An 18498-nucleotide genomic window follows, 5' to 3' on the forward strand; every position below is an offset into this window, starting at 1 on the left:
TAATAGTGTGGGGGCGTGACCGAACCACTTGTTTCCAGGATGCGCGCCTTCGGCACGACGATTTTCGCCGAGATGAGCGCGCTCGCCGTGCAGACCGGGGCCATCAACCTCGGACAGGGCTTCCCTGACACCGACGGCCCGGCCGCCATGCTCGACCGCGCCGTGCAGGCGATCACCTCGGGCGCCAACCAGTACCCGCCGGGGCCTGGGGTGCTGGAGCTCCGGCAGGCGGTCTCGGAGCACCGGATGGCCCACTACCGGCTCGACTACGACCCGGCGGGCGAGGTGCTGGTCACCGTGGGCGCCACCGAGGCCATCGCGGCGAGCGTGCTGGCGCTGTGCGAGCCGGGCGACGAGGTGATCGCGTTCGAGCCGTACTACGACTCCTACGCGGCCTCGATCGCGCTGGCCCAGGCCAGGCTCGCGGCGGTGACGCTGCGCCCGGTGGACGGCCGCTTCACCTTCGACCCCGACGAGCTGCGCGCCGCCGTCACGCCGCGTACCCGGGCGATCCTGGTCAACTCACCGCACAACCCCACGGGGACGGTCTTCACCAGGGACGAGCTGACGGTCATCGCCGAGCTGTGCCATGAGCACGGCCTGATCGCGATCACCGACGAGGTCTACGAGCACCTCACCTTCGACGGCGTCGAGCACGTCCCGCTGGCCACGCTGCCCGGCATGCGCGAGCGCACGGTCATGATCTCCTCGGCGGGCAAGACGTTCTCGGTCACGGGCTGGAAGACCGGCTGGGTGTGCGCGCCGCCCGAGCTGGTGCGGGCGGTCTCGACGGTCAAGCAGTTCCTCACCTTCACCGCGAGCGCGCCCTGGCAGCTCGCGGTGGCGTACGGGCTGCGCACCGAGCTGGAATGGGTGGCCGCGCTGCGCGCCGGGCTCCAGGACAAGCGCGACCGGCTGATGGACGGGCTGGCGGCGGCGGGCTTCGAGGTGTTCGGGCCGGCGGGCACGTACTTCGTGCAGACCGACATCCGGCCGCTGGGCTTCACCGACGGCCTGGAGCTCACCCGCCGCCTGCCCGAGCTGGCCGGGGTGGTGGCCATCCCCACGCAGGTCTTCTACGAGCACCCCGAACGCGGCTGGCACTTCGTCCGCTTCGCGTTCTGCAAGAAGGACGAGGTCATCGACGAGGCGGTGACCCGGCTCAAGCGCCTGTCGCAGGGGTAGCCCGGCGCAGGCCGTCGAACAGCACGGCCAGGGCCCTGGCCCGCAGGTCGTCGCTCCAGTTGTGGTGCAGCGCCGCCAGGCAGGCGGCGCTGAGCAGGGCGAGCAACTCCGCCATGCCCACGTCGTCGCGCACCGCCCCCGCCCGCTGCGCCCGCTCCAGCAGCGCGCCGATCGCGCCCCTGATGTCGGGCGCGCCCGCCTTGGCGTCGATGCCGGCGCTGGCCAGGGCGTCCACCAGGATCTTCTTGACCGTCGAGTAGGCCACGATGCGGTCGAAGAACTCGAAGAAGGCCGCTCCGGCGTCGGCGGCGCCGGCCAGCTCTTCGGCCATCTCGGCCAGCCGCTCCTGCCGGTCGGCCACGATCGCCGCGTACAGGGCCTCCTTGGTGGGGAACTGGCGGTAGATCGTCCCCACGCCCACGCCGGCCAGCGCGGCGATCTCGCGCATCGAGGCGTCGAGCCCGTCGCGGGCCAGCACGACCTCGGCCGCCTCCAGCACACGGGCGCGGTTGCGCCGGGCGTCGGCACGCATGGGCCCTCCTTGCGTTGACATCCTCGCGTTGACATCCGGAACCGTTGTTCCGTATCGTTCCCCGCATCCAAGCGGAACAGTCATTCCGATTCTAGGGGTATCTTCGTGCACTTCCAGACCATGGGACGTTCCGGGCTGCGCGTCTCCCGCGCCTGCCTCGGCACCATGAACTTCGGCACCGAGCACGGGCTGGCCGCGGGCGACGCCGCCGAGGCGGGCCGCGTCATCGACGCCTACCTCGACGCGGGCGGCAACTTCATCGACACCGCCGACCTCTACCACCGGGGCGAGACCGAGGAGATCGTCGGCCGGGCGCTGCGCGGCAGGCGCGAGTGGGTCGTGCTGGCCACCAAGGGCGCCATGCCGGTCGGCCCGGAGGGGCGGGGCCTGTCCAGACGGCACCTCACCCGCGCCCTGGAGGCCAGCCTGCGCCGCCTCGGCACCGACTACATCGACCTCTACCAGTGCCACCAGTGGGACCCGGGCACGCCGATCGAGGAGACGATGGCCACCCTCGACGGCTTCCTCCGTTCGGGCAAGGTGCGCTACCTCGGCTGCTCCAACTTCACCGCCGCGCAGATCGTCGAGGCGCAGTGGGCCGCCGAGCGGGTGGGCGGCACGCCGTTCGTGAGCCTGCAACCGCAGTACTCGCTGCTCCAGCGGGTCGTCGAGGCCGAGATCCTGCCCGCCTGTGCCCGGTTCGGCCTCGGCACGGTGGTGTACGGCGCGCTCGGCGGCGGCGTCCTGACCGGCCGCTACCGGCGCGGCGAGATCCCCGACCCGGACAGCCGCATGGGCCGCCTGCTCGGCGCCGCGATGCCCGGCGCGGCCCGCTGGGCGCAGTCGCTGCTCAACGACCGCAACCTGGCCGTCGCCGAGGGGCTGGCCGAGGTCGCGGCCGAGCTGGGGGCCGACCCGGCCGCGGTCGCCCTGGCCTGGGTCGCCGGACGTCCCGGCGTCACGTCGGTGCTGCTCGGGCCGCGCTCGGTGCGGCAGTTGCGGGAGAACCTGGCCGCCTTCGACCTCACCCTCCCGCCGGAGGCGGCCACCCGCCTGGACGACCTCTCCGACCCCGCCCACACCCCCGCCGACGGCTCCTTCTTCCACCTCGTCCCCCGCTGACCCCGTTCACGAGGTGAGCTTGACCGGGAGGCGGCGTTGGCGGATGGCGGTGCGGACGGCCTTGGCGAGCTGGTCGTACTCGGCCGCGCGGGCCGAGGAGGCGCGGTAGGCCAGGCCGATCGTGCGGCCGGGGGCGGGGGCGGCGAAGCGGCGCAGCGCCAGGCGTACCCGCTTGCCGGTCTCCACCGGCACGGCCGACTCCGGCAGCAGCGTCACGCCGAGGCCGCCCGCCACGAGCTGCACCAGCGTCGGCAGGCTGGTCGCGTACGTGGTCGCGGTGGCCCGCGCGCCCACCTCGCGGCACACGTCTATGGCCTGTTCGCGCAGGCAGTGGCCCTGGTTGAGGAGCACGATGTCCAGGCCCTTGAGCGCGTCGCGGTCGAGCGGCGCGGGATCGGCGGCCAGGGGGTGGTCGTGGGGGAGCGCCAGCAGGAAGTCCTCGTCGTAGAGCGGCGTCTCCACCAGGCCGCCCACGTCCGTCGGCAGGGCGAGCAGGACCAGGTCGAGCCGCCCCTCGCGGACCTCCTCCAGGATCGTCTCCGTCTTGGCCTCGTGGACGGTCAGCTTGAGCTGCGGGAAGCGCTGGGCGAACATGGGCAGCAGCGCGGGCAGCACGTACGGCGCCACGGTGGGGATCACGCCGAGGTGGGCCGGGCCGCTGAAGGGCTCGCGGTTCTGGGCGGCCTCGCCCATCAGATCCTCCACGGCGGCCAGCACTCGCCAGGCGTGCTCGGCCACGCGCTCGCCGGCGGAGGTGAGCAGCACCTTGCGGGTGGTCCGCTCCAGCAGCTGTGTGTCCAATATCTCCTCCAATGAGGCGATATTTCCGGACAGGGTGGGTTGGCTCATCTTCAGTGCCGTCGCCGCCTCCCTGAAGTGGAGATGCTCGGCCACGGCGAGGAAGGAACGCAGCTGAGCGAGGGTGGGCATGGGCTCACTGATAGGAATCACCTCTCAGATTGGTCCAACTACTCGATTTCTCGAATCAATGCTAGGTGCGGCAACGTAGGTGCCCTGACCCGCACTTCCTCCGAAGGAGTAGGAACTTGCTCACCGTCGGTGACCGCTTCCCCGAGTACGAACTCACGGCCTGTGTCGACCTCGACCCCGACAAGGCGTTCGCTGAGATCAACCACAAGACCTACGAGGGCAAGTGGCGCGTGGTGTTCTTCTGGCCGAAGGACTTCACGTTCGTCTGCCCGACCGAGATCGCCGAGTTCGGCCGTCTCAACGGCGAGTTCGCCGACCGTGACGCCCAGGTGCTCGGCGTCTCGATCGACTCCGAGTTCGTGCACCACGCCTGGCGCAAGAACCACGAGGACCTGCGCGACCTGCCCTTCCCGATGCTGAGCGACATCAAGCGCGAGCTGTCGCAGGCCTGCGGCGTGCTCGGCCAGGACGGCGTCGCCCAGCGCGCCACGTTCATCGTCGACCAGAACAACGAGATCCAGTTCTCGATGGTGACCGCCGGTTCCGTGGGCCGCAACGTCAAGGAGGTCCTGCGGGTCCTCGACGCCCTGCAGTCCGACGAGCTGTGCCCGTGCAACTGGAACAAGGGCGAGGCCGGCCTCGACGCCCAGAAGCTGCTGGCCCAGTGAGCGTCGACACCCTGAAGTCGCTCCTGCCCGACTACGCCAAGGACACCAGGCTCAACCTGGGCTCGGTCACGACCACCTCGTCGCTGACCGACCAGCAGCTCTGGGGCACCGTCCTGGCGTGCGCCCTGGCCACCAGGTCGGCGCGGGTCATCGCCGAACTCTCGCAGGACGCCGCCGACCACCTGTCGGCCGAGGCGTTCACCGCCGCCAAGGCGGCCGCGTCGATCATGGCGATGAACAACGTCTACTACCGCGCCACCCACCTGATCGGCGACGAGACGTACGCGACGCTGCCGGCCAGGCTCCGGATGACCGTGATCGGCAACCCGGGCGTGGACAAGACGGACTTCGAGCTGTGGTGCCTGGCGGTCTCCGCGATCAACGGCTGCGGCCGCTGCCTGGAGTCGCACGAGCAGGTGCTGCGGGGCGCGGGGCTGCCGCGTGAGCAGGTCCAGGAGGCGCTGCGGGTGGCCGCCGTGATCAACGCCACCGCCGCCACCCTGGAGGCCGAGGCCGCGCTCCAGACGGTCTGACCTCCCCGCGGAACCGCGTAACCGCGAAAGCGTGAAAGCGTGAACCGCCCTGCGGAACCCGAAAACGCGAACCGCGTAACCGCAGGACCGCGAAGGCGGGCGCCCGTACGGGTGCCCGCCTTCGGCGTGTGCGGGGTGCTAGCTGCTCTGGGGTTCGTCGAGCGGGGTGAGCGCCTGGCTGGCCTGCTCGTGCTCCAGGCCCGTGGCCTGCAACAGGTCCACCGCGATCGACCGCAGCTGCGCGATGATGACGTGCGCCGAGAAGCCCAGCCGCTCGGGCCGTTCCCGGCCGGCCACCGCGAGCAGCGCCTGCCGCGCCAGCAGGGGATCGCGTCCGGCGGCCAGCTCCAGCTGCAGCAGCAGCGCCGCCTCCGAGACCTCCCGCATCGCCTCGGCCAGCGCCGTGGGCGGCGGGCTCGCCTCGCCCAACGCGGCCAGCGTGCGGCGGACCATCACCCGGGCGTTGCGCAGGGCCAGGTCGACGGGGACGGCGGCGGTCTCGTACCGGGCCAGGGCGGCCCGGCGATGCCAGTGCAGCGGCGAGATCATGGTGATCTCCTTGCTGGTCTCCAGCGCCATCGCGAACTCCTCGACGGCGGCCTGCGTCGTCCGCGCCTCCTCCAGCGCCTCGGCGGCCAGGTCGACGTCCCGCTTCTCGATCGCCTCCGCCGCCTGCTCCAGGACGGTGGACAGCGCGTCCAGCACCCCCGACAGGTGTTTGGCCGCGATCGTGAACGGGCTGGCGGGCATCAGCGCGACCGCCGCCACGCCGATGACGCCGCCGGTGAGGGCGTCGGCCATGCGGTCGAGGCCGCCGGCGTTCTCGCCCGGCAGCAGCGTGGCCACCAGCACCGCCGACGAGCCCGCCTGCGCCACGAACAGCGCCCCGCCGTTGAGCAGCAGCGCGACGGCCATGGCCAGCCCGACGACCAGCGCGAGCTGCCAGGGACCCGAGCCGATCCAGGACACCAGCAGGTCGCCGACGCCGACGCCGAGGCTCACGCCGACCACCAGCTCGGCGACGCGCCGCAGCCGCTGGCCGAGCCCCACGCCGACGCAGATCAGCACGGAGATCGGCGCGAAGAACGGCCGGGCGTGCCCGAGCAGGTCGACGGCGACGATCCAGGCCAGCGCCGCGCCCACCGCGCACTGCACGATCGAGGGCGCCATGAGACCGAACGTGCCCAGTCGTTCCCTTACGTGATCGCTGAGCCTCGTTCGCACCTTTTCACCTTGGCGGATCTTTGTGACATTGAGGTCACGTTTGCCCCGTGACATCCGGCTGAACCGCGCCGGGGGCGAGCCGCCTGCGGACGAGCACGATGATCGCGACCACGACCGGCGTGGCCATCCACAGGAACGTGGAGTCCTCGCCGACGCCGAACGCCAGGACCGCGCTGACCGCCCACAACACCCCGCAGCCCCAGTACACCCAGGCCGAGGTGGCCATGCGCCGCCTGCTCGCGTGGGCGTTGAGCAGCCCCTGCGACAGGGCCAGCGTGAACAGCGCGCCCTGGCAGAACATCAGGAGCGCCTCGGTCCCCGCGAACAGCGCCAGCGCCAGGCCCTTGGACGCCTGCACGTCGATGTCGGCCGCCGACATCTCGCTCCACAGGTTCATCGTGTACGGCAGGAACGCCGAGCACAGCAGCAGCGGCACGTGCAGCAGCAGGACCGGCTGGGAGACCCGGTGGAGCTGGTCGAAGAGCGTGTGGTGGGCCCGCCAGCTGAACCACAACATGAGGAAGGCCAGCGCGAACGCCGCGAACGAGCCCTGGTGATGGCTCAGGAAGCCCGCGAGGTCACGGAAGTCGTCCTCCGCCGGGCGGGGGATCTCCAGGACGAGCAGCGTGATCGCGATCGCGAAGACCGCGTCGCTGAACATCCCGACCCGCTCCGGGGTCATGCCGGGACGGGGGGCCGGTGGGGGGCTGGACACAGCGGGTCTCCGTGAATCGTGGGGGGACGACCAGCATAGAGGTCATGGCCTGCCTGGGCTCACCTGTCCAGGAAGGCGTCCACCGCGGCCAGGAAGGCGGCCCGTTCGGTGGCGTGGACGAGGTGCCCGGCCTCGATCGTGACCAGCTCGGCGCCGGGGATCAGGCGGGCCAGCCCGGGGGCGTCGAAGGGGCTCAGCCGTCCGCCGGACAACACCAGCGTGGGCGCCGTGATCTTCCCCAGCTCGGCGGCCAGCGCCGGGTCGGGATCGACGATGTACGGCTCGGTCTGGTGCATCATCCGCCAGTCGAAGCCGGTGGAGTCGTCCTCCACGAGCGGCTGCCGTCCCTCGATCGGGTACGGCGCCGTGACGTCCTCCAGCACCAGCCGCTCGACCCGCTCGGGGTGGCGCATGGCCACGTGGTAGGAGACCATGCCGCCGAGCGAGTGCCCGACCAGCCGGACGCGGTCGAGGCCCAGGTGGTCGAGGAGCGCCACGACGTCCTCGGCCATCGTGTCCACCGCGTACTCGCCCGGACGGTCGCTGGCCCCGTGGCCGCGCAGGTCGGGGGCGAGGACGTGGTGACGGGCGGCGAAGTGCTGGGTGATGCCGTTCCAGTCGTTGTGGTTCGCGGTCCTGCCGTGGAGGAGGACCAGCGGCGGAGCGGCGGGGTCGCCCTCCTCGCGGTAGACGAGCTTGATGCCGTTGACGTGGGCTTCGCGAATCACATCCGGGAACACTACCTTCGCTCCTTTTGTGCGCTTCGAGGTTCCGCCGAGAGCTTGACCGGCCAGCGCACCTTGACATCGCCGCGGCCGTTCATGGGCAGACATTGCCCATGAACCCCGCCGGGCCGCTCGGCTAGCGTCGCGACGGTGGGGAAGCCGGTACTGGAGAAGGGGCAACGCATGCCGGACCCGATTGAAGTGCGCAAGGTGCCGATCGAGAGCGTGACCGACGCCTCCGGGCTGTCCCGGCTCATCGAGGACGGGGTGATCGAGGCGCGCCGGGTGCTCGCGGTGATCGGCAAGACCGAGGGCAACGGCGGCGTCAACGACTACACGCGCATCCTGGCCGACCGGGCATTCCGCGAGGTCCTGGCCGAGCACGGCCACCCGTCCCCGGAAAGCGTGCCGCTGGTGTGGTCGGGCGGCACCGACGGCGTCCTCAGCCCGCACGCCACCGTCTTCGCCACCACGGCGGACGCGCCGATCAGCGACGAGCCGCGCCTGTCGGTGGGCGTGGCGATGAGCGAGGTGATCCTGCCCGAGGACATCGGCCGTCCGGCGATGGTGGAGAAGGTGGCCGCCGGGGTGCGGGAGGCCATGAAGATCGCCGGCATCGACGACCCGCGCGACGTGCACTACGTGCAGACCAAGACGCCGCTGCTCACCCTGGCCACCATCACCGAGGCCAAAAGCCGCGGCCAGGACACCGCCATCGAGGAGACCGGCCCGTCGATGGACCTGTCCAACTCCACCACCGCGCTCGGCATCGCCGTCGCGCTCGGCGAGATCGACATGCCGCGGGCCGACCAGATCCACAAGGACCTGTCGCTGTACTCGTCGGTGGCGTCGTGCTCGTCGGGGGTGGAACTGGACCGGGCGCAGATCGTGCTGGTGGGGAACGTGCGCGGCATCGGCGGGCGCTACCGCATCGGGCACAGCGTCATGCGGGACGCGCTCGACGCCGACGGCATCTGGGCGGCCATCAGGGACTCCGGGCTGCCGCTGCCGGACCGTCCCCACCCTTCCGACCTCGGCGGGCGGCTGGTCAACGTGTTCATGAAGTGCGAGGCCGACCCGTCGGGGCGGGTGCGCGGGCGGCGCAACATCATGCTGGACGACTCCGACGTGCACTGGCACCGGCAGATCAAGGCGGCCGTCGGCGGGGTGGCGGCCTCGGTCACCGGCGACCCCGCGGTGTTCGTCTCGGTGGCCGCCGTGCACCAGGGGCCGTCGGGCGGCGGACCGGTCGCCGCCATCGCCGACCTCGGCTGACCGGTCAGCCCGGTTGACCGGCAGGCCCTGGCTCGCACCAGGGCAGCACGGTCAGCTCGGGCCAGGCTTCGGCGCAGCGCGCCGCCTTGGCCTCGTAGACCTCGCGCGGCGCCTGCCGGGGGTTGGGCCGCAGCACGAGGTTGAAGGCGTCGGCCACGCCGTAGGGGGCGTAGACCCGCCAGGCCCCCGACGGGGTGAGCCGGACGCCGATCGCGCTCGTGGTGCTGGGGAAGGAGTCGATCGCGGCCTCGGAGCTGTCGTAGGGCGGGCACGGCACGCCGAAGCGGCGCTCGTACCACAGATGGACGCGGGCCTCGTTGCGGATCTCCACCGGCACGTCGCCGAACAGCTCGCGCCCGGCCCTGATCGCGCGGTCCTCCGCCTCCCACGACAGGTCGGACGGATCGTGATAGATCAGGTCGTAGTCTTTGACGCCGTAGCCCGCCGGACGTCCGGTCACGTGGTTCCAGATCGCCTGGACGACCGCGCCCGCCGCCAGCCACCAGCCGGGCAGGCCGAGCGAGCGGGCTCCGACGAGCACCCGCACCAGCACCGGGTCGGTCTCCAGCACGGCCCGCACGGCCGCAGTCTGCTCGTCGAGGGGGAGCCGAGAGATCCGCACCGCACCTGTCTAGCAGCCCACCCCGACAGAACACCGCCGGAACGCCGCCGGAACCCGGACAGAACACCGACGAGCATCCCAGGAACGCTGACGAGCATCGCGGGAACGCCTCCAGGGCGCCTCCAGGAACGGGGGCGGTGGCGCTCGCGGGTAGTCTCGTTCGTTGTGCCGACCATCCCACAGCCACTCGACCCCGACGACGACGGCAGCGCCGCCCCCGCCGTGGCCGCCGCCCTGGCCGCCTACGAGTCGGGCGCGTGCGGCCCCGCCGACGTGCTGGCCGCCCTGAGCGGCGCGCGGCTGCTGGTGCCGGTGGTCGCCCTGCTGACCGAGTCCGAGGTCGGTGAGCACGGGCTGCGCCAGGAGAAGGAGAGCGAGATGGCGCTGCCCAAGCTCGTCGGCCAGGACGGCAGGCACGCGGTGCTCGCCTTCACCGGCACCGACGCGCTGACCAGATGGCGCAAGGACGCCCGCCCCATCCAGACCGGCACGCTCCAGGTCTGCCGGGCGGCCGTGCACGAGGAGGCCGCCGCGGTCGTGGTCGACGTGGCCGGGCCGGTGCAGTTCGTGATCGAGGGCGAGGTGCTGAAGGCGCTGGCCGCGGTCGAGTCCGGCACCGTCGACCAGCTCGGCGGCGTCACCGTCGCCAGGATGGAGCCCGCCCCGCCCCGCCGCCGCTGGTTCTCCCGCCGAAACAGCTGAACACCGCTCCTCCCGCAGATACGGCTGAACACCGCTTCTCCCGCGAGCCGGACAAGCCGACGCCCCCGGCCGGTGTCGTCACCGGCCGGGGGCGCTCGCCGGACGTCCTCAGGAGCGGACGTCGTCAGGAGACGGTCAGGTAGAACCCGGTGTCGGCCGCCACGCCGTCGGCGAGCTGGCTGTAGACCGCGACCGCCCGGTAGTGGCCGCCGCAGATCGCCGCCCCGCGCTGCACCGACAGCGAGCGCGGGTAGCTGGACCGGCCCGTCGGCGTCACGTGGATCGCCAGGTCGCCGTCGTAGTCGACGTCGTCGCTGAGGATCACGCAGTACGTCCCGCGGAACATGCGCCTGACCTCCTCGACGTTCTTGCTGGCGGTCACCACGCCGTCCGCCCTGACGGTGGCCGAGGCCTGGGCGTAGGGCGTGTCCGCGTACGCCGCCGCGGGCGTCAGGACGGCCGCCGCGACGAGCGCGACGCCGGCGGCGCGCCGGATGATGTTCATATGGGTGCTCCCTCGGTTCTCGGTCAGGAGATGGTCAGGTCGAAGCCGCCGTCGGCGAGCCGGCCGGTGCTGGTGTCGTAGACGCCGACGGTGATCGTGTTGGACTCGTGGCAGGTCGCCGACGAGTTCCGGTAGGCGATGAACGGCAGGCGGCGGGGCGCCCGCGGGGTGATCTGGATCACCGCGGCGGACGTGGTGACGTGCCTGTCGACCATCACGCAGTAGCGGCCGGTCGAGGCCCGCCACGTCTTGAGGATGTTCTTGCCGTTGTTCAGCTCGCCGTCCGCGTCGACGATCGCCGCGGCCCGCGCGTAAGGGGCCTGCAGGTCGGCGTACGCGGCGGGGCCGGTCATGATGAGGCTTGCGGCGCTCAGCGCGAGGCCGCCGGCCAGGATGCCACGGAACATGGGTCTTCCTCTCGGTCACTCTTCCGGGGGGCCACGACAGAAAGTAGGTTCCTGACCACCCCCGGAGCCGCGTGCCACCCCGTCCCGGACGATCAAAGTTCCTTGGGGGATCGCCCCCGAACCCATGACCGCCGGCGTGCGTCGCGGCCCTCCGCCCGGGGCGCGAATGCCCGCCGGGACGCGGGTTCGCTCTTGGCCCACGCCATACCCGGGCCGCCCGCCGCGATCCCGGGACGGCCGCCGGGCCGCCGCATTAGGGTCTGCTCGTGGTCGCACTGATGGCGCTGCTCGGTCTGGTCGCCGGACACCGGGTCAGGGCGCTGGCCGACGCCTACGACGACCTCGCGTCCCCGCCACCCTGGCCGCCGGGCGTGGAACTGCTGACCGCCGCCGTGACGGCGCTGACCGCCTGGCTCGCCGGGCCGCCGTACACGGGTCTCGCGCTGGCCGGCACGGCGCTGGCGGTCATCGACTGGCGTACCACCCTGCTGCCCGACGCGATCACGCTGCCCGCGTACCCGATCATCGCACTGACCCTGCTCCCCACCGGGGAGCTGCCGCGCGCGCTGCTCGGCGCGGCGGCGCTGGCGGCCGTCTACGGCCTGTTGTGGTTCGCCAGGCCGGCCGCGATGGGCCTCGGCGACGTCAAGCTGGCCGGGCTCATCGGCATGGCGGCGGCGGCGATGAGCTGGCAGACGTGGGTGGCCGCGGCGTTCGCCGGGCAGGTGCTCGGCGCGCTGTACGCGGTCGCGCTGCTGCTCACCGGGCGGGGCGACCGGCACACCCAGTTCCCCTTCGGGCCGTTCATGCTGCTCGGTGCTTTCGTGGCGCTCTGTCTCGGCTGGTGAACGACGGACATCCCACCCGGCCGCACGTGGAAGACTTGGAGTCATGTTGCGCTGGTTGACGGCCGGAGAGTCCCACGGCCCCGAACTCGTTGCCATCCTCGAAGGACTGCCCGCCGGGGTCGAGGTGACCACGGCCGCGATCGACGAGGCCCTGCGCCGCCGCAGGCTCGGCTACGGCCGCGGCGCGCGGATGAAGTTCGAGCAGGACCAGGTGACGATCGTCGGCGGCGTGCGCCACGGCCGCACCATGGGCAGCCCGGTCGCCGTCCGCGTGGGCAACACCGAGTGGCCCAAGTGGGAGAAGGTCATGTCGGCCGACCCGGTCGACCCGGCCGAGCTGGAGGGCCTGGCCCGCAACGCGCCGCGGTCCCGCCCCCGCCCGGGCCACGCCGACCTGGCCGGCATGCAGAAGTACGGCTTCGACGACGCCCGTCAGGTTCTCGACCGGGCCAGCGCCCGCGAGACCGCGGCCCGCGTCGCGCTCGGCGAGGTCGCCAGGCGCTTCCTGAAGCAGGCGCTCGGCGTCGACATCGTCAGCCACGTCACCTCCATCGGCGGCGCGCAGACCCCGACCGAGGTGCTGCCCGGCCCCGGCGACCTGGCCAGGATCGACGAAGACCCGGTCCGCTGCTCCGACCCCGAGGGCAGCGCCGCCATGGTCGCCGTGATCGACCAGGCGCACAAGGAGGGCGACACGCTCGGCGGCGTCGTCGAGGTGCTGGCCTACGGCCTGCCGCCCGGCCTGGGCAGCTACACCCACTGGGACCGCAGGCTCGACTCCCGGCTCGCCGCGGCCCTCATGGGCATCCAGGCGATCAAGGGCGTCGCGGTCGGCGACGGCTTCGAGACCGCCCGCCGGCCCGGCTCGCGCGCCCACGACGAGATCGAGTACACCGCCGAGAACGGCGTCAAGCGCGTCACCAACCGCGCGGGCGGCGTCGAGGGCGGCATGACCAACGGCGAGGTCCTGCGGGTCAGCGCCGCCATGAAGCCCATCTCCACCGTGCCGAGGGCCCTGGCCACGATCGACGTCAAGACCGGCGAGGCGGCCAAGGCCCACCACGAGCGCTCCGACGTGTGCGCCGTCCCGGCCGCGGGCATCGTGGCCGAGGCCATGGTCGCGCTGGTGCTGGCCGACGCGGCCCTGGAGAAGTTCGGCGGCGACTCGGTGGAGGAGGTCGCCCGCAACCTGTCCGGCTACCTCTCCTCGATGGTGATCAAGTGACGGCCGCGCGGAGCGAACGAGAAGGGGTGAGCGACCAGTGACCAGAGCCGTGCTCATCGGCCCGCCCGGATCCGGCAAGACCACGATCGGGCAGCTGCTGGCCGAGCGGCTCGGCGTCGCCTTCCGCGACACCGACGCCGACGTCGAGGCCGTGGCCGGCAAGCCGGTCTCCGACATCTTCGTCGAGGACGGCGAGGCCCGCTTCCGCGAGCTGGAACACCAGGCCGTGCGCCGCGCGCTGGCCGAGCACGACGGCGTGCTGTCGCTCGGCGGCGGCGCCGTGCTCAACGAGGACACCCAGGCCCTGCTCGCCGGCCACCACGTGGTCTACCTGCAGGTGGGCCTGGCCGACGCGGTCCAGCGGGTCGGGCTCGGCTCGGCCAGGCCGCTGCTGGTGCTCAACCCGCGCAGCCAGCTCAAGAAGCTGATGGAGGAGCGGCGGCCGGTCTACGAGCGGCTGGCCGTGGTCACGCTCGCCACCGACAAGCGCGACCCCGGCGAGCTCGCCGACGAGATCCTGGAGGGCCTGCCGGCATGACCGCGACGCGGATCCCCGTATCCGGCGACAGCCCGTACGACGTCGTGGTGGGCAGCGGCGTGCAGGCCGAGCTGCCGGGCCTGCTGCGGCCGGGCGTGCGCACGGTCGCCGTCGTCCGCCCGCAGGGCCTGCCCGAGCTGTCCCGCCCGGTCCTCGCGGCGCTGGCCGAGGCCGGTTACGAGGTGGCCGACCTGCCCGTCCCCGACGGCGAGGCGTGCAAGACGCCCGAGGTGGCCGCCGGCCTGTGGTCCGCGCTCGGCCGCCGTGGCCTGACCCGCTCCGACGCCGTCGTGGGCGTGGGCGGCGGCGCGACGACCGACCTGGCCGGCTTCGTGGCCGGCACCTGGCTGCGCGGCGTGCAGGTCGTGCTCGTGCCGACGACGCTGCTGGCCATGGTCGACGCCGCCGTCGGCGGCAAGAACGGCATCGACACCCCCGAGGGCAAGAACCTGGTGGGCACGTTCCTGCCGCCCGCCGGGGTGCTCTGCGATCTGGCCGTGCTGCCCGGCATGCCGAAGGCCGACTACGTGGCGGGGCTCGCCGAGATCATCAAGGGCGGCTTCATCGCCGACCCGCAGATCCTCGCGCTGGTCGAGTCCGACCCCGAGGGGGCCACCAGGCCCGACGGCCCGCACACCCGCGAGCTGATCGAGCGCAAGATCCGCGTCAAGGCCCACGTCGTGGGCGCCGACCTGCGTGAGCAGGGCCTGCGCGAGATCCTCAACTACGGACACACGCTCGCCCACGCCATCGAGCGCGACGAGCACTACACGATCCGCCACGGCGAGGCGGTCGCCATCGGCATGGTCTACGCCGCCGAGCTGTCCCGGCTGTCCGGCCGCGCCGACCTGACCGCCCGCACCCGCGCGATCCTCACCTCCGTGGGCCTGCCGGTCTCCTACCACGCCGGCGCCTGGCCGCGGCTGCGCGACCACATGCGGCTGGACAAGAAGAACCGGGGCGCCAAGCAGCGCTTCGTCGTCCTCGACGACCTGGCCAGGCCCGGGCGGCTCGAAGACCCCGCCGAAGAGCTGCTCGAAGCCGCCTACAAGGAGATCGCGCGATGATCCTCGTGCTCAACGGCCCCAACCTGAGCCGGCTCGGCACCCGCGAGCCCGACGTCTACGGGGCCGAGACGCTGGAGGACCTCGCCGAGCTGTGCCGCGAGACCGGCCGCAAGCTCGGCGAGCAGGTCGAGGTGCGCCAGACCGACGACGAGGCCGAGCTGATCGGCTGGCTGCACGAGGCCGCCGACGGCCGCATCCCCGTCGTGCTCAACCCGGCCGCCTTCACCCACTACTCCTACGCCGTGCGCGACGCCATCGCCCAGCGCACCGCCCCGCTCGTCGAGGTGCACATCAGCAACCCCGCGGCGAGGGAAGAGTTTCGCCACACCTCGGTCGTCGCCGGGGTGGCGACGGGCACCATCGCCGGATTCGGACTACAGTCCTACGTCCTGGCGCTACACGCTATCGCGGAGATGAACAGCAGCTCATGAGGCAATACAAGTCCTTCGTCGCACTCGGGGACAGTTTCACCGAAGGACTGAACGATCCAGGCCCCGACGGGCATTACCGCGGCTGGGCCGACCGGGTGGCCGAACGGCTCGCCGCCGACGACCCGGCGTTCCGCTACGCGAACCTGGCCGTCCGCGGCAAGCTGCTCGACCAGATCGTCACCGAGCAGGTGCCGCGGGCCATCGAGATGGGCCCCGACCTGGTCAGCTTCTGCGCGGGCGGCAACGACCTGCTGCGGCCGGGCAGCGACCCCGACGTGATGGCCAAGCGCCTGGCCCGCGCGGTGCGCGACCTGCGGGCCGGAGGCGCGGACGTGCTGCTGTTCACCGGGGTCGATCCGCGCGACACGCCGCTGATGCGGCGGCTGCGCGGCCGTTTCGCCATCTTCTACCTGCACATCCGCTCCATCGCCGACCTCTACGGCTGCCGGCTGGTCGACCAGTGGTCGATGCAGGGGCTGCGCGACTGGCGGGCCTGGAGCACCGACCGCCTGCACATGAACGAGGACGGCCACCGGCTGGTGGCGGCCCGCGTGCTCGACGTGCTCGGGGTGCCGTTCGACGACTGGCGCAAGGACTGGCCGGAGCGGCTGGTCGACCCGCGGGCGCGGCGCCGCGAGGACGCCCAGTGGATCCGCGAGCACCTGGTGCCGTGGATGTCCCGCCGCCTGCGCGGCACCTCCTCCGGCGACGGCCTCACCCCCAAGCGCCCCGACCTCACCCCGTTCTAGCCGCTCCCGCAGGACCGCCCCGGATCAGGCCCGCTGAGGGTTCCGCCGCGGGCTTGCGGGGCCACGGAGTGGGGTAGGGCGGGCTCGCGTGACGGCGGCCCGCCGGTGAAGGGTCAGCGGGCGTTTCCTGGAAGGCCACCGGCCCCGTACGGCGGGTGGCCTGACCCGGCGAAGCCGTAAGGAAAAAGGCCGTTGCCCGAAGTCAGTCCCTGAAGATCAGCGGGTCAGGACTCGGTGGACAGGCGCTTGAGCGCGGCACGGGGGACGGCCGGGTCGGTGGTGCGCCAGAACGGCGGCAACGACCCCAGCAGGAAACCGCTGTACCGCGCCGTGGCCAGGCGCGGGTCGAGGACCGCGATGACGCCCTTGTCGTCCTGCGCGCGCAGCAACCGGCCGGTGCCCTGGGCCAGCAGCAGGGCCGCGTGGTTGGCCGCCACCGCCATGAACCCGTTGCCGCCGCGCGCCGCGACGTGCCGCTGACGGGCCGAGGTGAGCGGATCGTCGGGACGCGGGAACGGCACCCGGTCGATGATGACCAGCCGCAGCGACGGCCCGGGGACGTCGACCCCCTGCCACAGCGACAACGTGCCGAACAGGCAGGTCGGCTCGTCCTCGGCGAACTGCTTGACCAGCAGCATGGTCGAGTCGTCGCCCTGGCACAGCAGCGGGACGTCGAGCCGGTCGCGCAGCGCCTCCGTGGCGGCCTTGGCGGCGCGCATCGAGGAGAACAGCCCCAGCGTGCGCCCGCCGGCCGCCTCGATGAGCTCGGTGATCTCGTCGAGATACTGCTGCGGCAGCCCGTCGCGGCCCGGCTGGGGGAGGTGCTTGGCGACGTAGAGGATGCCGGCGCGCGGGTGGTCGAACGGCGAGCCGACGTCGATGCCCTGCCAGCGCTTGCTGTCACCCAGCCCCCACTGCGCGGCCAGCCCGTCGAACGTGCCGCCGAGGGCGAGCGTGGCGGAGGTGAGCACCACCGTGCGCTCGCCGAACAGCCGGTCGCGCAGCATGCCGCTCACGCTCAGCGGCGCGACCCGCAACATGGGCGGACGGCGGTCGGTGGCGCCGTCGAGCCAGACCACCTCGGCGCGGTCGGCCTCGGAGGCGTGGCCGTAGGCGTCGAGCATGCGGACGGCGGTGTCGTGCACCTCGTCGAGCGCGGTGAAGGCGGCCTTGCGCTGGCCGGCCTTGTCGGGGTCGTCCTTGTCGGCGTTGCGCGGGCCCATGGCGGTGATGCAGCGCCAGGCCGTGTCGCGGATGAGCTGCAAGGTGAGGCCGAGCACCTGCGGCAGCTCGTCGATGCGGCCGGGCGGGGCGGCGGCCAGCAGCGCCTTGAGGTCTTCGCCCGCCTCCATGAGCTGGTCGGCGAGCGGCTGCTCGATCAGCCGGCCGACGCGGCGCACGGCCAGCATCACCGAGGCCTCCGACAGCTCGCTGGTGACCACCGAGGTCACCCGGTCGACCAGCTCGTGGGCCTCGTCGACGACCACGACCTCGTGCTCGGGCAGCACCGGCAGGTCGCCCATGGCGTCGATGGCCAGCAGCGCGTGGTTGGTCACCACGACGTCGACCTCGCCCGCGCGCGCCCTGGCCAGCTCGGCGAAGCACTCGGGGCCGCTCGGGCAGCGGGTGGCGCCCAGGCACTCCTGCGCGCTCACCGAGAACTGCCGCCAGGCCTGCTCGCTGACGCCGGGCACCAGCTCGTCGCGGTCGCCCGTCTCGGTCTCGTCGGCCCACTCCTGGATGCGCTGGACCATGCGGCCGGTCGCGCTCACCTCACGCGGGTCGAAGAGCTGGTCCTGCTCGTCCTCCTCGGGCCAGCCCGCCGTCGCCTTGTAGCGGCACAGGTAGTTGCGCCGGCCCTTGAGTATGGCGAACGTCGGCTCGTGCGGCAGCTCCTTGCCCAGCGCCTCGGCCAGCCGGGGCAGGTCGCGGTCGACGAGCTGGCGCTGCAGCGCGATGGTGGCCGTGGAGATGACGACGGGGGTGTCGCTGTCCATGGCGTGCCGGATCGAGGGCACCAGGTACGCCAGCGACTTGCCGGTGCCCGTGCCCGCCTGGACGGCCAGGTGCTCCTCGTCGTCGATGGCCTTCTGGACGGCCTTGACCATGGTGACCTGGCCCTGCCGTTCGCTCCCTCCGAGAGCGCCGACCGCGATGCTGAGCAGTTCGTCCACTGACGGGAGATGGGAGTCCGGCACGGTCGTCAACGGTACCCGCAATCCCGGGCCGACGCGCCGGGACGCCCTGTGTCCGGTCATGCGCATCCCGGCGTTCCCGGGCTGCCCGCGGGACTCGCGTGGCACACTGTCGAGCGGAACTCCAACTGGTCAGGAAGATCTTGCTGGTGTGATCGATGGGGTTCACGGTCTCGATGGTGAGAGCGGTTAGGTAGGGTTTTCCGGGGTTGAGTGGACGAATAAAGGCTGGTTAAAGCAGTATGTCTGCCATGTCGGAAGTTGTCCCGTTGCCGTCGTTCGGCGAAGTCTTCTTCGATG

21 protein-coding genes are annotated in these 18498 nt (G+C 72.2%); 12 read left to right on the forward strand and 9 right to left on the reverse strand.

The window, feature by feature from the left end:
- The first annotated feature begins 15 nt into the window (after positions 1-15).
- Complete coding sequence (locus ACFYUV_RS02905) at positions 16-1185, forward strand: pyridoxal phosphate-dependent aminotransferase (protein WP_387664217.1); 1170 nt, start codon at positions 16-18, stop codon at positions 1183-1185.
- Here the strand turns inward: ACFYUV_RS02905 and ACFYUV_RS02910 are convergent.
- Positions 1163-1717, reverse strand: a complete 555-nt coding sequence (locus ACFYUV_RS02910; protein WP_387664219.1) for a helix-turn-helix domain-containing protein — start codon at positions 1715-1717, stop codon at positions 1163-1165. The genes ACFYUV_RS02905 and ACFYUV_RS02910 overlap by 23 nt on opposite strands.
- A gap of 105 nt (positions 1718-1822) precedes the next feature.
- Here ACFYUV_RS02910 and ACFYUV_RS02915 point away from each other — a divergent pair, with 105 nt between their 5' ends.
- Positions 1823-2839 (forward strand): aldo/keto reductase, encoded by a 1017-nt coding sequence (locus ACFYUV_RS02915; RefSeq protein WP_387664221.1) that lies wholly within the window; start codon positions 1823-1825, stop codon positions 2837-2839.
- 6 nt (positions 2840-2845) lie between these two features.
- Here the strand turns inward: ACFYUV_RS02915 and ACFYUV_RS02920 are convergent, their stop codons facing one another.
- Positions 2846-3769 (reverse strand): LysR substrate-binding domain-containing protein, encoded by a 924-nt coding sequence (locus ACFYUV_RS02920; protein WP_387664223.1) that lies wholly within the window; start codon positions 3767-3769, stop codon positions 2846-2848.
- A 116-nt stretch (positions 3770-3885) separates the two neighbouring features.
- Between ACFYUV_RS02920 and ACFYUV_RS02925 the strand changes: the two genes are divergently transcribed.
- Both ACFYUV_RS02925 and ACFYUV_RS02930 read left to right on the forward strand, forming a co-directional pair.
- Positions 3886-4437 carry a peroxiredoxin gene (locus ACFYUV_RS02925; protein WP_357964755.1) on the forward strand — a complete coding sequence of 184 codons (552 nt, stop codon included), beginning with the start codon at positions 3886-3888 and terminating at the stop codon, positions 4435-4437.
- Positions 4434-4970: a carboxymuconolactone decarboxylase family protein gene (locus ACFYUV_RS02930; RefSeq protein WP_387664225.1), complete on the forward strand. Its 537-nt coding sequence runs from the start codon at positions 4434-4436 to the stop codon at positions 4968-4970. Before ACFYUV_RS02925 ends, ACFYUV_RS02930 begins: the two co-directional genes overlap by 4 nt.
- Before the next feature lie 138 nt (positions 4971-5108).
- Here the strand turns inward: ACFYUV_RS02930 and ACFYUV_RS02935 are convergent, their stop codons facing one another.
- The 3 genes from ACFYUV_RS02935 to ACFYUV_RS02945 form a co-directional block, all read right to left on the reverse strand.
- Entirely contained in the window at positions 5109-6140 is a 1032-nt protein-coding gene (locus tag ACFYUV_RS02935) for an FUSC family protein (RefSeq protein ID WP_358284948.1), read from the reverse strand.
- A gap of 88 nt (positions 6141-6228) precedes the next feature.
- Positions 6229-6909, reverse strand: a complete 681-nt coding sequence (locus ACFYUV_RS02940) for a TMEM175 family protein (RefSeq protein ID WP_387664227.1) — start codon at positions 6907-6909, stop codon at positions 6229-6231.
- A 59-nt stretch (positions 6910-6968) separates the two neighbouring features.
- Positions 6969-7637 (reverse strand): alpha/beta fold hydrolase, encoded by a 669-nt coding sequence (locus tag ACFYUV_RS02945; protein ID WP_387664229.1) that lies wholly within the window; start codon positions 7635-7637, stop codon positions 6969-6971.
- A gap of 180 nt (positions 7638-7817) precedes the next feature.
- Between ACFYUV_RS02945 and ACFYUV_RS02950 the strand changes: the two genes are divergently transcribed.
- On the forward strand, positions 7818-8909 hold the full coding sequence (locus ACFYUV_RS02950; RefSeq protein ID WP_387664231.1) for a ring-opening amidohydrolase: 1092 nt from the start codon (positions 7818-7820) through the stop codon (positions 8907-8909).
- Between the two features lie 4 nt (positions 8910-8913).
- Here the strand turns inward: ACFYUV_RS02950 and ACFYUV_RS02955 are convergent, their stop codons facing one another.
- Positions 8914-9531: a nucleotidyltransferase family protein gene (locus ACFYUV_RS02955; RefSeq protein ID WP_387664233.1), complete on the reverse strand. Its 618-nt coding sequence runs from the start codon at positions 9529-9531 to the stop codon at positions 8914-8916.
- A 165-nt stretch (positions 9532-9696) separates the two neighbouring features.
- Between ACFYUV_RS02955 and ACFYUV_RS02960 the strand changes: the two genes are divergently transcribed.
- Positions 9697-10233, forward strand: a complete 537-nt coding sequence (locus ACFYUV_RS02960) for an SseB family protein (RefSeq protein ID WP_387664235.1) — start codon at positions 9697-9699, stop codon at positions 10231-10233.
- Between the two features lie 124 nt (positions 10234-10357).
- Here the strand turns inward: ACFYUV_RS02960 and ACFYUV_RS02965 are convergent, their stop codons facing one another.
- Both ACFYUV_RS02965 and ACFYUV_RS02970 read right to left on the reverse strand, forming a co-directional pair.
- Entirely contained in the window at positions 10358-10738 is a 381-nt protein-coding gene (locus ACFYUV_RS02965; RefSeq protein ID WP_358284960.1) for a hypothetical protein, read from the reverse strand.
- Positions 10739-10761: 23 nt separating this feature from the next.
- Positions 10762-11145, reverse strand: a complete 384-nt coding sequence (locus ACFYUV_RS02970) for a hypothetical protein (protein ID WP_352363953.1) — start codon at positions 11143-11145, stop codon at positions 10762-10764.
- Positions 11146-11411: 266 nt separating this feature from the next.
- On the opposite strand from ACFYUV_RS02970, the gene ACFYUV_RS02975 reads away from it, so the two are divergent.
- The 6 genes from ACFYUV_RS02975 to ACFYUV_RS03000 are packed head-to-tail and all read left to right on the forward strand — an operon-like array spanning position 11412 to position 16003.
- A complete protein-coding gene (locus ACFYUV_RS02975) occupies positions 11412-11993 on the forward strand; it encodes a prepilin peptidase (RefSeq protein WP_387664238.1) in 582 nt (193 codons plus the stop codon).
- A 43-nt stretch (positions 11994-12036) separates the two neighbouring features.
- Positions 12037-13218, forward strand: a complete 1182-nt coding sequence (aroC, locus tag ACFYUV_RS02980) for a chorismate synthase (protein ID WP_358284964.1) — start codon at positions 12037-12039, stop codon at positions 13216-13218.
- Positions 13219-13255: 37 nt separating this feature from the next.
- Positions 13256-13756: a shikimate kinase gene (locus ACFYUV_RS02985; protein ID WP_358284966.1), complete on the forward strand. Its 501-nt coding sequence runs from the start codon at positions 13256-13258 to the stop codon at positions 13754-13756.
- Positions 13753-14823: a 3-dehydroquinate synthase gene (aroB, locus tag ACFYUV_RS02990; protein ID WP_387664240.1), complete on the forward strand. Its 1071-nt coding sequence runs from the start codon at positions 13753-13755 to the stop codon at positions 14821-14823. The genes ACFYUV_RS02985 and aroB overlap by 4 nt, the downstream gene beginning before the upstream one ends.
- The gene (gene aroQ / locus ACFYUV_RS02995) at positions 14820-15254 is read left to right on the forward strand and encodes a type II 3-dehydroquinate dehydratase (RefSeq protein WP_352363963.1); all 435 of its coding nucleotides are present in this window, start codon (positions 14820-14822) and stop codon (positions 15252-15254) included. The genes aroB and aroQ overlap by 4 nt, the downstream gene beginning before the upstream one ends.
- The gene (locus tag ACFYUV_RS03000) at positions 15251-16003 is read left to right on the forward strand and encodes an SGNH/GDSL hydrolase family protein (protein ID WP_358284970.1); all 753 of its coding nucleotides are present in this window, start codon (positions 15251-15253) and stop codon (positions 16001-16003) included. Before aroQ ends, ACFYUV_RS03000 begins: the two co-directional genes overlap by 4 nt.
- Positions 16004-16227: 224 nt before the next feature.
- On the opposite strand, the gene ACFYUV_RS03005 is transcribed toward ACFYUV_RS03000, so the two are convergent.
- Positions 16228-18201, reverse strand: a complete 1974-nt coding sequence (locus ACFYUV_RS03005; protein ID WP_387664243.1) for an ATP-dependent DNA helicase — start codon at positions 18199-18201, stop codon at positions 16228-16230.
- Positions 18202-18498 lie beyond the last annotated feature (297 nt).

Source organism: Nonomuraea sp. NPDC003560 (genome assembly GCF_042878785.1).
GTDB lineage: Bacteria > Actinomycetota > Actinomycetes > Streptosporangiales > Streptosporangiaceae > Nonomuraea.